This window comes from Stenotrophomonas sp. YJH_SMC_57 (assembly GCF_059369755.1).
Window position 1 is genome coordinate 41,340 of record NZ_JCAFSZ010000016.1, and the last position, 13,566, is coordinate 54,905.

The window sequence follows — 13,566 nt, forward strand, 5'->3', positions numbered from 1 at the left end:
CCATGACCGACCTCGCCCCGCAGACCCCGATCGAAACCCTGCTGAAGGCGGCGATGGACGGGGCGGTGCCGATCCGCGCTTTCATGGAGGCCTTCGTCGCCTCCGAGGTGGTGCTGCTGACCGGCAGCCTGGTCACCCCCGACGGCAGCGGCTTCGACCCGCTGCTGTTCGACAAGCAGGGCACCCTGCACGTGGCCGTGTTCACCGATGCGTCGCGGGTGGGCATCTACAGCCAGCAGGCACCGCACCAGATCCGCTGGCTGATGCTGGACGTGCTGCGCCGTGTGCCGGGTGGCTACGGCGTGGTGATCAACCCGGGCACCACGCTGGGCTTCGAAGTTTCGCCCAGCGGTGTCGGCGAGATCCTGAAGGACTTCGCCCAGGGCTGAACCGCCGCTGCGTATTCTGTAGAGTCGAGCCATGCTCCACTGCCTTTCGCAAAATGCCAGATCAATCGAGCATGGCGCGACGCTACAGAACGCTTCCTTATCAAGGCATTGCCATGGAATTCAGGGTATTACCCGCCGGGGCACCGGAACGGCAGCAGTTGGCCCAGTGGTATCACGCGCAATGGGGCCGCGACGCCGGCCTGTCTCTGGAGCAGGAACTGCAACGGCTCAACCCAGCGCAGGATGCCGATGGCTTCCCGCATCTGATCGCCGCCTTCGATGGCGGGCAGTTGGTCGGCGCAGTGCAGCTCAAACGCCGCGAGATGCAGGCCTTCCCGCAATACGAACATTGGCTGGGCAGCGTGTTCGTGGCTGACAGCCATCGCGGTCGAGGGCTGGCCAGTGGCCTGGTCGAGCAGGCGGCGGCGCAGGCCGTGCGGATGGGGGTTTACGAGCTGTACCTGCAGACCGAGGCCCTGGACGGTGGACTGTATGCGCGGCTGGGTTGGATGCCCCTGCAGGAAGCCGACAACCGCAACTATCGCGTACTGGTGATGGTGCGCAGGCTGTCTTCGTGAGCATGCACGCGGCGCGCCATTCCAGGCCCGCACTGATCTTCCTGGTCACTGCCATCGTCGCTGCGCTGGTGTCCATGCCCCTGCTGCGCGCAGTGGGCATGGTGCTATGGCCGGTGTTCGTCATTGCCTGGCTGATCAACCTGGGCGCGGCTTGGCATCTGGCGCAATGGGCGCGCCAGCAGGGGCGCTCGGCCTGGGCGTTCGGCTTGCCGGCGGCGCTCGGCACCGTTGCCTCGATCGTGGTCTTCGTGCTGCTGGCGGTGCTGGGGCCGAAGCCCCCGGTGCGCTGAACCTTCGCGGCTATCGTCGACAGCATGCCGAGCATGGCTCGGCACTAAAGATTCCACGCGGAGCGCCGGCACGGGGCCGGCGCTCGATCACCTCACATCGTCACCTTGCGCCGGTTGTCACTGCTCACCCGGTCGATCAGCTTGTTGTACGGGTCGAAGCCCGCCTCATCCGGCTTCTCGTCCACGGTCACGGTGATCTTCGGCGCGGCGCCGGTGATGTGGTGGCGCTGCAGGTACAGCACTTTCTGGTCGCGTTCCTTGCCCGAAGGCCCGTTGGCGAACACGCCGATCTCGACCCAGTCATCCATCGTGCCGTCGCTTTCCTTGCCCTTGCCGTCGGCGTACTGCTTGGCCGCGTGCAGGTCCAGGGTCACGTCGTAGCGGCCGTCATCGCGCTTGCGCGCGCTGGCGGCCATCACCCGGTTGTCGTAGAAACTGATCTTCTCGAACAGGTCGGTGACCAGCTGCTGGCGGTCGGCCGGGGTCTCGGCACGGATGTAGCCCAGCAGTTCGCGCGAGGTAGTGTAGGGCGGCTGCTGGAACCCCTTGTCCTGCAGGAAACGCTTCAACGCGCGGTTCAGGGCCTGCTCGCCGATTTCCTCGCGCAGCCGGTAGAACACCAGAGAACCCTTCTGGTAGTGGATGTACTGCTGGTTCTCCACGCGCTCCAGCGGCTGCTCTTCGATGGCTTCGCCACCGCGCCCGGACAGGTAGCCATCCAGTTCGCGCTTGAGGAACTGGCGCATGTGCTGGCGGCCGTACTCCTGCTCCATCACCATCAGCGCCGAGTACTGCGACAGCGATTCGGAAAGGACCGTTGCGCCCTGCACGTTGGCACCGATCACCTGGTGCGCCCACCACTGGTGGGCGATCTCGTGCGCGGTGACGTAGAACACGTAGTCCACCTTGTCCGGATCACGCAGGTCGGCGATGAAGCCGATGGCCTCGGAGTAGGGAATGGTGTTGGCGAACGACTGCGCGAAGCGGGCATAGCCCGGGAACTCGATGATGCGCACCTGGCGGTGCTGGTAGGGCGTGAAGTTGGCCTCGTAGTAGGCCAGCGATTTCTGCACCGCTTCGATCATCCGGTCCACGTTGTAGCCGTGCGCCGGGTCGAAGTAGACCTCCACCGGGATGTCCTTGTACGTCGCCCTGCGCACTTCCCAGCGTGCCGACAGGTAGGCGTAGAAGTTCAGCATCGGCCGGTCCATGGCATAGCTGAAGCAGCGCCGGCCGTTCACCGTGGTCTCATGCTTCAGGTAGCCCGGCGCCAGCGCGATCTGGTCCGGCGCGGTGCAGACCGTGGTGCGGAAGTCGAGCCAGTCGGCATCATTGGAGATGTAGGTGTTGGCACGTGCGGCTTGGTCTTCCAGCTTGGGCATGCGCCGCGGTTCGCCGAGGTCGCGCTTGCGGCGCTCGTTGCGATCGCTGATCTCGGCACCTTCGTTGTAACCGAACGAGGGTAGTACGCGGCTGTTGAAGAAGGTGCCGTTGTCGACGATGTTGCTCGGCGCCTGGCCGGCGGTGATGCCGTTGGGTTTCTGCACCACCCGGAAGTGGACGTTGCGGCTTTCACCCGGTTGCAGTGGCGTGGCCAGACGGTAGATGCGGTAGCCAAGATCGGCGTCGTGCATCGACAAGGTCTGCCCGCCCAGGTCAACCGCGACCAGCTGCTTGTCGTCGCCCATCGAGACATGTACGTCCTGGATCGGCACGGCATGGGTGTTGCGCACCGTCCAGTTCGCATCGATCACCATCGACTGCGATTCCGGGAAAAGGTCCACGCGGTTGTCCACCGCCACGATGCGCGGCTGCGGCAGGTTCCGGTACTTCGACAGTTCACGCTCATAGCGCGCCTGCAGGTCCAGCTGCTGGTCGGGCGATATGAATTCGTTGCGGATGTTGGTGCTCCAGTACAGCCAGCCGCCCACGCCGATGAAGGCCAGCGCCGCCAGCCCGGCAAGGGCGCCGGTGGGGCCGCGCAGGCGACGACCGGCCAGGGCCAGGCGCTGGCGCAGGCCCTGGCTCACGCCGCGCACCCAGAACGCAGAGGCCAGGCACATCAGGGTCAGCAGGAACAGTGCCCAGTAGCCCTGGAACGCCAGCTGGCCGGTCAGGAAGTGGCCGTAGCCATTCATGTCCGAATAGGGGGCGATCGGCCAGCTGCCGAAGTTGTAGATGTTCTGCGTGTAGTCCAGCATGCCCAGCACGCCCTGGCCGATCATCACCACGATCAGCAGCGCGTAGCCGACGAACTTGTTGTTGGTCAGTACCTGGAGCACCAGCGCCAGGCCTCCCATCAGGATGTAGACCACCGAATCCAGCGCCAGGCTGCGCAGGTACAGCAGTGGCTCCAGATGGGTGTAGCCCTTGGCCAGCTGCACGCCCATCGCGGCCAGTGCGCCGGCTGCCTGGAAGCAGATGATCACCGCCAGAAGCGCAGTGAACTTGGCCAGCAGCGGCACCCAGTTCGGCACCGGCATGGCATCGGTCACTTCGTTGATGCGTGCACTGCGTTCCTTCCAGACCAGTTCGCCGGCGAAGAACAGCACGATGATCACCAGCAGCCAGCTGAAGGCACCCTGCAGGCCCATGATCATCTGCGAGGTGACCGGCCAGATCGAGGTGCCGTACAGGGTCTGCCGGAACAGCGCGCTGGGCAGGAAGTTGGCCAGGCCCAGCACCAGCAGCACGATGAACGGAACGCTGCGCAGCACGCCGCCCGTGTCGAAACGCACCTGGCGCAGGAACTGCTGCCAGGCCGTGGTCGCGGTGAACGCCGGAACCACGCGTGGCAGGTCCGCGCGGGCGGGACGGACCGCAACGGCATCCGCAGCGGGCAGGATGGGCTTGCGGCCCCATCGACGGCGGCCGCTGCCGCTGCGCTCGGTGCGGAACAGGGCAAAGGTGGCGGCAAACAGCAGCGCGGCCACGCCCAGCCACAGCGCGCGGTTGGCCAGCAGGTAGCCAGCCAGTTCCGGAATGCCGCTGTTGCGTTCAGCGGTGGACCAGTAGCGGATGGTGCGGCCCAGCGCGCGCATGCCCAACGGCTCGCTCAGCACCGCGATCCACGTGTTGTCGATGTCTCGCAGCAGGGCGGCGCTGGCGCCGTACAGCACCAGGTAGGCGACCAGGCCGATGTACACCCACAGGATCGAGCGGGTCAGCGCCGCCAGCAGTGACAGCAGTGCGGTGGTGAACAGCAGGTTGGGAATGACGATGACCGCGAAGGTCCAGGCATAGCCTTGCCAGCTGATCGGCCCCATGCGCTCGGGGTCGACCCAGGGCATGAACGGCGCCAGCCACAGGCCGAACGCGATCACGACGTAGACCAGCAGCCCCGCGGCCAGCGCTGCCGCGATGCGGCCGGCCAGGTAGTCGCGACGCTTCACCGGGCTGGCGAAGATCAGTTCGGCGGTGCCGAGTTCGAAGTCACGCAGCAACGCGTTGCTGACGAACAGAGCGGTGACCAGCATGCCGAGCAGGGTGAAGATGCCCAGCATCTGCGCGATCACCGTCGGCGCATTGCTGTGCACGTTGCCGGTGCCACCCCCTATCTGTACGGCATCGCTGGAGGCGGCGGCGAAGGCGAGCAGGGCGAACAGCCCGGCCAGCAGCCACAGCAGCGGAGAACGCAGCTGCTCGCGCAGCTCGAACCGGAAGAAGTTGAGGATCATGGCGCGCTCCGCTCAGGCCGCCGCGCGGGCACGGGCCTGCAGGCGCAGGCGCTGGAAGTACACGTCCTCGAGGTCGGGCGCCACCGCCGCGAAGCCGTCGCCGGGGTCGTTGGCGCTGTGCACGTGGATCACCGGGCGGCCACCCACCAGTCGCGTGGACAGCACCACGTAGCGCGCCTCATGGTCGGCCAGTTCCGAAGGATCGACCTGCTTGCGCCAGACCTGGTGCTGCAGCGCGTCGATCGCTTCGGCCGGGCGCCCGGTCAACAGCACCTGGCCCTTGTTCATGATCGCCATCGTCGGGCACAGGTCAGTCACGTCCTCGACGATGTGGGTGGACAGGATCACCGCCACGTTCTCGCCGATTGCCGCCAGCAGGTTGAGGAATCGGTTGCGCTCCTCCGGGTCGAGGCCGGCGGTGGGTTCATCGACGATCACCAGCCGCGGGTCGCCCAGCAGCGCCTGGGCAATGCCGAAGCGCTGGCGCATGCCGCCGGAGAACGTGCCGAGCTTGCGCTTGCGCGCATCCCACAGGTTCACCTGCTGCAGCAGCCCATCGACCACTTCGCGGCGCTGCGCACGCTGGGTCAGCCCCTTGAGTACGGCGAAATGCTCCAGCAGGTCCAGCGCGCTGACCTTTGGATACACGCCAAAATCCTGCGGCAGGTAGCCCAGCCGGCGGCGCACGGCGTCCTTGTCGCGCAGCACGTCGATCGGCGCTTCGCCGGGGATGCTGAGCGTGGCCGTACCACTGTCGGCCTCCTGCAGGGTGGACAGTGTGCGCATCAGCGAGGACTTCCCCGCGCCGTTCGGGCCGAGCAGGCCGAACATGCCGCGCGGGATGTCCAGGCTGACGTTGTTGAGTGCGTGCACGCCGTTGGCGTACGTCTTGGACAGCGAATCGATCTTCAGCATGCGACGTACACCTTTCCCTGGGCGATGTCTGCGCGTTATCCGCGCATCCGCGTCCGTGCGCATCCGCCGTTGGTCATGGGGGGGGGAATCCGGCTGTCGCGCGTTGGCAGGGCCAGTGGCCCTTCGCTGCCTACCCGCGCTGCGACGAATCGCGTACCACCAGCTTCACCGGGATGCTCTGGCTGTCCACCGGCTGCCGGCCGATCAGTGCCAGCAGGCGCTCCACCAGCAGCTGGCCGGCCTGCTTGGTGTCCTGCTGCACGGTGGTCAGCGCCGGCGACACCGAGGCCGCCAGCGGAATGTCGTCGAAGCCGGTGACCGCCACGTCCTGCGGCACCCGCAGCCCTGCCTCGCGCAGGGCTCGCATCGCACCGATGGCGATCAGGTCGCTGGCCGCGCAGATCGCATCGATCGGTTCGCCGCGCGCCAGCAGCGCCTGGCAGGCCTGCTGGCCGGAGGCCTCGGTGGTGATGGCGTCGTGCTGCAGCGCCGGCTCGGCGCTCAGGCCACGCTCCTGCAGCGCCGCCACATGGCCGCGGTAGCGCTCCTGGAATTCGGGGTAATGGCTGGAGGCATGGCCGAGGAAGGCGATGCGGCGGCAGCCCTGCTGCAGCAGATGGGTTGTGATGTCGTGCCCGCCCTGGAAGTTGTCGCTGCCGATCGACACGCCGGGCTGGCCGGGCAGGGCGGCGCCCCAGCGCACGAAGTGCGTACCCTGTTCGACCAGCCGCTGCAGGCGGTCGCGCGATTCGTGGTAGTCGCCGTAGCCGAGCAGGATGATGCCGTCGGCCTTGTTGCTGTCTTCGTAATCGGCCTGCCAGTCGGTGGACAGCTGCTGGAACGAGACCAGCAGGTCCTGCCCGTGCAGCGCGCAGGCGCGGGTGATCGAGCCCAGCATCGAGTGGAAGAACGGGTTGATCAGCGAATCGTCGTTGGTCGGGTCCTCGAAGAACAGCAGGGCCAGGGTGCCGGCATTGCGCAGGCGCAGGCTGGAGGCGTTCTTGTCGACCTTGTAGTTCAGCTCGCGGGCGATGCGCAGGATGCGCTCGCGGGTCTCGGCGTTGACCATCGGGCTGCCACGCAGGGCCCGCGACACGGTGGGCTGGGAGACCCCGGCCAGGTGGGCGATGTCCAGGGAGGTGGCTTTGCCTTTGATGATCATGGGGCGCGGAAGGGGCCGGGTGGAAGGTGCCTGGGCATGATGCCATGGGCAGACGCGAATGCCCTTCCCGATGTCCGTTGAGGTGAGGGTAAGTCATTGCCGGACAAGGAAATCAGCCCGAATCTCAGGTGCCGCCGGGGTCTTCCGGCCGGGCGGATGGCGGCGGCAATGCTAAGATGCCTCGTTCTCGCATTCCCCCAAATTTCAACAGGGGCGGCCCAGCGTACTGCACCCCCGCCCGGGGCTGTGCTATCACTGGCGGTCTGCCCCTGGACAACGGACGAAGGTACCTATGGCGCGCGGCATCAACAAAGTCATCCTGGTCGGCAATCTCGGCAACGACCCGGACGTGAAGTACACCCAGGGCGGCATGGCGATCACCCGCATCAGCCTGGCCACCACCAGCGTCCGCAAGGACAAGGATGGCAACCAGCAGGAGCGCACCGAGTGGCACCGCGTGGTGTTCTTCGGCAAGCTTGGCGAGATCGCCGGCGAGTACCTGCGCAAGGGCAGCTCGGTCTACGTCGAAGGCAGCCTGCGTTACGACAAGTACACCGGCCAGGACGGCGTGGAGAAGTACTCCACCGATATCATCGCCGATGAAATGCAGATGCTGGGCGGCCGCGGTGAAGGCGGTGGTGGCGGTGGTGGCAACTACGGCGGCGATCGCCCGCAGCGCCAGCAGGCGCCGCGCCAGGAGTACGGTGGCGGTGGCGGTGGCGGTGGCCAGCGTGGCGGCCAGGGCGGTGGCTATGGCAACCAGGGCGGCAACCAGGGCGGCGGCTACGGCAACCAGGGTGGCAACCAGCGCCCGCAGCCGCAGCAGGCGCCGCCGATGGACGACTTCGCTGACGACGATATTCCGTTCTAGGTCACTATGTAGTGCCCGTTGTACATTTACTAAGGTGGCAGGGAACTTCGGTTTCCTGCCATTTTTTTTGCCAGAGTTTGCTGGTAGATTTCTATCTAGACCAAGCTGTTCATAAAAGGACCGGCTGTGCGGTTGACTGGCGCGACAGCACCACGTTTCCGAGTGGTCAATGTGACCTTGCCAGCAGCGGGCCCGCAAGAGCAGGAGCTTGTGCCCACGCTGGTGGATGAGCGCACTGGATTACCTCCACGCTTGGCCTTGCGATGGGTGATGCGCTCGCGACGAAATGCGGTCAGTGAAAAGACGTTAGCGGATGGCCTGCGTGCAGCGGCCTTGCTCTACACGTTCTGCGAGGACCGGTTGAATGCATCGTTGGACGACCTGTTCGCTGACGGCCATCGATTGACGGCAAATGATCTTGAGCGGCTGATCGAGTACTTGAGAGTAGGGCAAGGGGATGCCCGCAGCGTCCGGGCACTGGCCACGATCGGCCAATGCGTGCCCAACATTGAACGCTTCTTGCGGTGGCTTGCAAAGCCAATGGATCGAGGGGGGAAAGGCTATGTGCCCCCGTCGGAACTGACACTCTACGACGAGCAGCTTCGGCTGACATTCTCGGACTTGCGTGCCTTCAGGTCTCGTGGAAAGCGAATCGAGCCTCTTGCTGCCGGCGATGATGTGGCCTTGTGGGAGCTCATCGGTCCAATCAGGCGCAAGGATGGGCGCTACGAGACGCCGCTACGCTTCCCCGATCATAACCCTTGGCATCCGAAAACGCGGTTGAGAAACTGGATCGGGGCTCTACTTGCGCGTGACTCAGGGCTTCGACGGGGCGAAGTGGGGAAACTGCGTACGGACGATGTGCGCAACGTAGAAGGGCCGTGCATCGCAGTGGTTCGGCGCCCTCAGGATGTGTTGGATACACGCACCAGCGCTAACCGTCCGAAAGTGAAAACCGTCGAACGTGAGCTTCCCATCTCTAACGTACTGGCGCTGGCCATTCGCCAGTACAGCCACACGCTGCTCCGTGATGGTGGTCGGCGTGGAGCGCGAACGCCCTATCTGCTCGTGACTGAAGAAGGTACACCTATTTCCGGTTCGAGCTTGGATGCCATCTGGAAGGCGGTCAATGGACGTCTCTCGCGTCGAATGAGCTGGCACGTGCTGCGACACACCTGGGCCGAAGAGGTTGCGGACGATCTGCTGGAGCAGTATCTGGGCAGTCCGGATTCATCGGAAGTAGTGCTCGGAATGCTGCGCGAGATGGGGGGCTGGGCGCCCACATCGAACACGCCCTTCACTTACATTAAGAATGCGCTTAAGAGGCGCGGCAATGCCTACCTCCGAAAGCGCAATGCACGGTTCGATATGGAGTTGGGGAATGACTCCAACACCTGACCGCCTTCTCGCAGAGCAGCTGAGCGACCTGCCCGAGCTCCCAGAAACAGTGTTGATCAAGGATCGGCAGGAGCTGAGTACGCAAGGTGATATCTGGTTGTTGCGTGCCAACAGCGATGGTGGGGGATACGTTTCAATTGATTTCAGGCCGCTGATCGGAGTTGCGTCTACTCGCTTCATCGAAATAGTGAAACGATTTGTCGCTAGGAAGGCGAGAACCTACTTGGCTTGGAGCCTAGCGAACATAGCCTTTGCGGTTTCAAGAGCTGTTAGATACTGGAGCCAGAGATCTCGAGATCGCCAGGTTGATTGGTCAACGCTGAGGATCGCAGATTTTCAAGCGTTTCTCTCGTACGGACTGGAATCACCACAAGGAGTCGGTGGGAATGACTTCGCCCATCTTCGCGCGATTTACGCGTGGGGAGCACACGTCGCCAGGCTGACGGACTTCGATCCTCTACTCGCACTGCAGTTGAAGGGTATAAAGGCGCCCGGAAATATGAAGGGTCGCAAGGTGCTTGGCTCCAACCCTGAGGAGGGTAGCTTCACGCCCGAAGAAGTGGAGCTTCTCGACAAAGCACTGAAGCGAGGCGTAGGCGATCCGAAGGGGGTGATCATTGCCCAGCTGTTTCAGGAACTGGGCCTGCGTCCGATCCAAGTGCTGCGAACGCGGTGGTCAGGGTTGCGTCGGTTTGAAGCCAACGTCGTTGAGTCGGGTGAAACAAGAACATTGGTGCGCTATGTGCTGTCAATCCCTCGCGCTAAGGAGCAGGGGGAACACCGGGTCGAGGAAGATCGACCCATCAGTGCCTTGCTTGGCGAAAGGCTGGACAAGCTCAAGCCGTCAATGCACGACGAAACAACACCGCTTTGTTGGTGGTTGGACCCGGATACGTCGAGCAGGGACCTGGGTTACCTCCTGCAAGCGTGGGTCGATGAGGTGGGTATCGTCTCGCCTCGAACCGGTGATCTCTTAAAGGCAAATCCTTCCAGATTCCGCTACACACTCGCAACTGAGGCTGCAAGAGATGGTGCTTCGCGCTTCGATATTGCGCATCTGCTGTTTCACGTAGATCTGCAGAACGTAGAGGTGTACTTCGATGCAGCTGGAACCGTCATGGACCAGATCGAGGAACGCCTGGAAGAGGCATTCGGAAATCATCTGAATCGATTTCAAGGAAAGCTTGCTGGCGCCGCGGATGTTTCGCCATACGTGGGGCTAGAGCGAAGAGTGGTCCCTGGTGTGTTTCCTCAGCTTCCTGAAGCGCCCATTCTGCAGATGGGGCTTGGCGCCTGCGGCCATGATGTACAACGGTCCGGGATCTGTAAATTGGCTCCCCCGATCACCTGCTACCGATGCCCAAAGTTTGCAGCGTTTCGGGAGGTGGACCACAAGGCGGTGGGCGATGCGCTTGAGGCAATGGCGCGCAGCAGGTTCGGTGATCGCGCTGATGACAGGATCGGGGGAGAGTTGGTGTTGACCATCCAAGCCATTCGCGACTTGGAGCGGCAGATTGCTGAGGAGCGTGAATCGTGAAGCGTGTTAGGGCAGTTGCGACGCTATTGTCTCCAGCGGAGCGTGCCTACCTCGAACGAGGGAGGGCCGCATTTGCGGTCAGGTTTCCCGGGCAGGACTTCGCCGCTCCCTCATGGAACATTCGACATTTGAAGAAGTCTGGTTCGGGGGACGGCAATGTCTCGCTGTTGTTCGCGGGCATTGCAAATAGACAATGCAGAAATAATCTGCCGGATCGATTCGCGGAGGTGGTCAAGGCTTACCTGGCCATTTGCGGGAAGGAGCCTGGGACGCTGTACAACAGGTCGACCGCAGCGCGCTGGCTATGGGAGGCACTTGAGGTACGTCTTGGCGGCCATGGTGAGCTGTTCAAATGGGAGAGCTTAGGGAAGGAGGATGCAGAGCGAGCAGAAGACATGATGCTCGAGTCTGGCATGAAGCCAAGCAGCGTCTATCGTCGGTGCGTGGACCTGCAAGTAATGCTGACAGGACTCGCCGAGGCGGGCGTGATCGCGGCCGTATCGCCTGATTTCCGCACTCCTCGGCAGGAGAGCGCTGATCGAATGACGCTAGCTGGGCAGGAGGCGAGGTTGTCATTGCTTCCCAGCGAAGAAACGATCACGGCATTGGCAGACGTTTTTGCTGGGAAATATGCGCTTAGTCCATTTGAGCAACTGGTGTCTTGTATTCCGGCATTGATGTTCGCGTCAGGTCTGCGTGTGAGTGAACCGCTTCAGCTCACAACGAATCCTGTCCGTAAAGAGGGGGAGAGACACTTCCTCTTCTACTTCAAAGCGAAGGGTCACGGGACGATTGAGGAGAAGATCCCATTAAGCGCCGGGCAAGCAGCTCTAGCACAGGAGGCGGTACGGCGAGCCCTGGAGCTAACTCGCGATGCGAGGGTCCGCGCCAAGGAGTTGGTTGCATCTCCGCATCAGTTCCCTCTGCCGAACTGGGCGATGGACAAGGATTGGTTAACTGCTCGCGAGATCGGCGATTTGCTTGGAGCGCAGGGCGCGATGTACCTGTCCAGACATGTCGAGACGAGGAGGGATCCGGTCGCCAAGGTCGCCGTGTTTAACCGGTCATCGCTTCAGTGTTACTTGCAAACGCTTCGTGAGAAGAACTTTCAAGAATCTATTCGCGGCGTGACAATGCGCGCGGATGGGACATGGCTTCCTTTGGATGAGGCGCTGTTCATCTGCTTCAAGAATGCCGGGCATAGCGAGAAAGGGACAAGCTCACTGATGGTCTCCTTGATTCGTCAACAGCAAGTTGGCACTTTCCTTGGTGGGAGTGGGAACGGGGCGAAATCAGTTTTTGAGCGGTTGGGCCTGCTGGAGAAGGACGGTCGTGCGATCAACATCAATTCGCATCAGATCCGTCACTATGTCACCTCCAAGGCATCAGGAGCCGGGATCGCCGACACGTATCTTGTGCGGTGGCAGCGCAGGGCGCATGAGGGGGATCTCCTGGCATACAAGCACCTGACGTCTGAGGAGCGCCTCCGTAGGCTCAGAGAGCATATCCGGGCTGGTCGACTACAAGGGGACATCGCTGCTATGTACTTTTCTCTTGCGACCGACGAGCGGGATATCTTTCTAGAGTCCGTTGTTCAAGCGGTCCACGTGACACACTTGGGATTCTGCGTGCATGACTTCAATGCTTCTCCTTGCCCCAGTGCGATGAACTGCGTAAAACGGTGCGGTTCATACCTATTTGACACGGGCGATGCCTCCCAGCGAAGACGATTGGTTGATCTCCAACGCCGGAACGAAAGAGCGCTCCAGGATGCTGTGGCCGCTCAGGATGCAGGGGGCGGGTTGCTTGTCGCTGAGTGGGTAGATGAACTCAAAGCGACCGATGAGGGGTTGCGTATTATTCTGGCGACAGCACCAAGAGATGATTCTGCGATCGTGGCCCCGTTCGAGCACGATTCCTCCAAATATAGGTCTTTGGATTAACATGGCCAGGCCGTCGATAGAAGCTCGAGTGACCGAGAAGGTTGCCAAGTATGTCGCGGATGCAGTGGTGCTTCCCTACGGCGAAATGCCTCTGTCGACGCTAGCAGTTGCGAAGTCGATTGGCCATGATCGCCGGGTCCTAAAGAAGTATGGGCTTGATGTTGTCATCGCCGCTGCCGACAAAAGAGCTGGGAGAGACGCAAAGCGCGGTCGAGACACTAGGCGGAGATCTCTTGAAGAACGTGTCGACGCAGCAACATCGGAGGTGGATAAGCTGGAACAGCAGGTTCACTCTCTTCTGGCGCGGCTTGCATTGATTGAGGCCAATGCTAAACGGATGGGCATTGATCCTGAGGAGTTGTATAGGCCTGTTGCGCCACCGGACCGAAGAGTGGCCAGCATCTTCGGAAGCAGAAAGGGTCGCGCGAGTGGTCATCGCTAGCCGATGGCTTGAATTGCCGTCCAGAGTGTTTTCTGCAACTGGGAGATCGTGTCGACTGGTGGTGGTGTGAGTGAACTTGCGACGCCAGCGTGCCATCAAGCCCTGTTCGCGCATCAGTCGGCGGGCACGAAAAGCGCCAACGGCAAGGCCTTGCACCTTTACAACGGCGCTGACCCGCCGCGATCCATAGACGCCACCGCTGGCTCTGAAGCAGTCAGCACGGAGGCAGGCAAGGGGCTTGTCGTTGGGTTCTGGCGACGACGTGGAGCCGCATAGATCCCGGAACGGCTGATGCTTAGCAGCCGGGGGCAGCCGGGCGGCCATCAGGGCCTGGCGCGGACGCACCGAGCGCGCAGGCGCTGAA

11 protein-coding genes and 1 pseudogene are annotated in these 13,566 nt (G+C 62.7%); 8 read left to right on the forward strand and 4 right to left on the reverse strand.

Going from position 1 to position 13,566, the window contains the following annotated elements; genetic code table 11:
* Positions 1–2 precede the first annotated feature (2 nt).
* The 3 genes from AC5P7U_RS18870 to AC5P7U_RS18880 all read left to right on the forward strand — a co-directional run bounded on the left by AC5P7U_RS18870 (position 3) and on the right by AC5P7U_RS18880 (position 1,257).
* Positions 3–389 carry an SseB family protein gene (locus AC5P7U_RS18870; protein WP_197563839.1) on the forward strand — a complete coding sequence of 129 codons (387 nt, stop codon included), beginning with the start codon at positions 3–5 and terminating at the stop codon, positions 387–389.
* A gap of 113 nt (positions 390–502) precedes the next feature.
* Positions 503–967: a GNAT family N-acetyltransferase gene (locus tag AC5P7U_RS18875; protein ID WP_197563854.1), complete on the forward strand. Its 465-nt coding sequence runs from the start codon at positions 503–505 to the stop codon at positions 965–967.
* Between the two features lie 2 nt (positions 968–969).
* On the forward strand, positions 970–1,257 hold the full coding sequence (locus AC5P7U_RS18880) for a hypothetical protein (RefSeq protein ID WP_197563855.1): 288 nt from the start codon (positions 970–972) through the stop codon (positions 1,255–1,257).
* Between the two features lie 92 nt (positions 1,258–1,349).
* On the opposite strand, the gene AC5P7U_RS18885 is transcribed toward AC5P7U_RS18880, so the two are convergent.
* The 3 genes from AC5P7U_RS18885 to AC5P7U_RS18895 form a co-directional block, all read right to left on the reverse strand.
* The gene (locus AC5P7U_RS18885; RefSeq protein ID WP_197563840.1) at positions 1,350–4,934 is read right to left on the reverse strand and encodes a M1 family aminopeptidase; all 3,585 of its coding nucleotides are present in this window, start codon (positions 4,932–4,934) and stop codon (positions 1,350–1,352) included.
* Positions 4,935–4,946: 12 nt separating this feature from the next.
* Positions 4,947–5,849, reverse strand: a complete 903-nt coding sequence (locus AC5P7U_RS18890; RefSeq protein ID WP_049458910.1) for an ABC transporter ATP-binding protein — start codon at positions 5,847–5,849, stop codon at positions 4,947–4,949.
* A 130-nt stretch (positions 5,850–5,979) separates the two neighbouring features.
* Entirely contained in the window at positions 5,980–7,011 is a 1,032-nt protein-coding gene (locus tag AC5P7U_RS18895) for a LacI family DNA-binding transcriptional regulator (protein ID WP_053449060.1), read from the reverse strand.
* Between the two features lie 292 nt (positions 7,012–7,303).
* On the opposite strand from AC5P7U_RS18895, the gene AC5P7U_RS18900 reads away from it, so the two are divergent.
* From AC5P7U_RS18900 to AC5P7U_RS18920, 5 genes are all read left to right on the forward strand, one after another.
* Positions 7,304–7,882 (forward strand): single-stranded DNA-binding protein, encoded by a 579-nt coding sequence (locus AC5P7U_RS18900; protein ID WP_169411639.1) that lies wholly within the window; start codon positions 7,304–7,306, stop codon positions 7,880–7,882.
* A gap of 162 nt (positions 7,883–8,044) precedes the next feature.
* A complete protein-coding gene (locus AC5P7U_RS18905) occupies positions 8,045–9,280 on the forward strand; it encodes a tyrosine-type recombinase/integrase (RefSeq protein WP_495221342.1) in 1,236 nt (411 codons plus the stop codon).
* Positions 9,264–10,817, forward strand: coding sequence for a hypothetical protein (locus AC5P7U_RS18910; RefSeq protein ID WP_495221343.1), 1,554 nt, complete (start codon positions 9,264–9,266; stop codon positions 10,815–10,817). Before AC5P7U_RS18905 ends, AC5P7U_RS18910 begins: the two co-directional genes overlap by 17 nt.
* Positions 10,818–10,945: 128 nt before the next feature.
* Complete coding sequence (locus AC5P7U_RS18915) at positions 10,946–12,760, forward strand: hypothetical protein (protein ID WP_495221344.1); 1,815 nt, start codon at positions 10,946–10,948, stop codon at positions 12,758–12,760.
* A 28-nt stretch (positions 12,761–12,788) separates the two neighbouring features.
* Positions 12,789–13,202 (forward strand): hypothetical protein, encoded by a 414-nt coding sequence (locus tag AC5P7U_RS18920; protein ID WP_490151689.1) that lies wholly within the window; start codon positions 12,789–12,791, stop codon positions 13,200–13,202.
* 84 nt (positions 13,203–13,286) lie between these two features.
* On the opposite strand, the pseudogene AC5P7U_RS18925 reads toward AC5P7U_RS18920, so the two are convergent.
* Positions 13,287–13,526, reverse strand: a pseudogene (locus AC5P7U_RS18925) (IS3 family transposase); the annotation flags it as partial.
* Between the last annotated feature and the right edge of the window lie 40 nt (positions 13,527–13,566).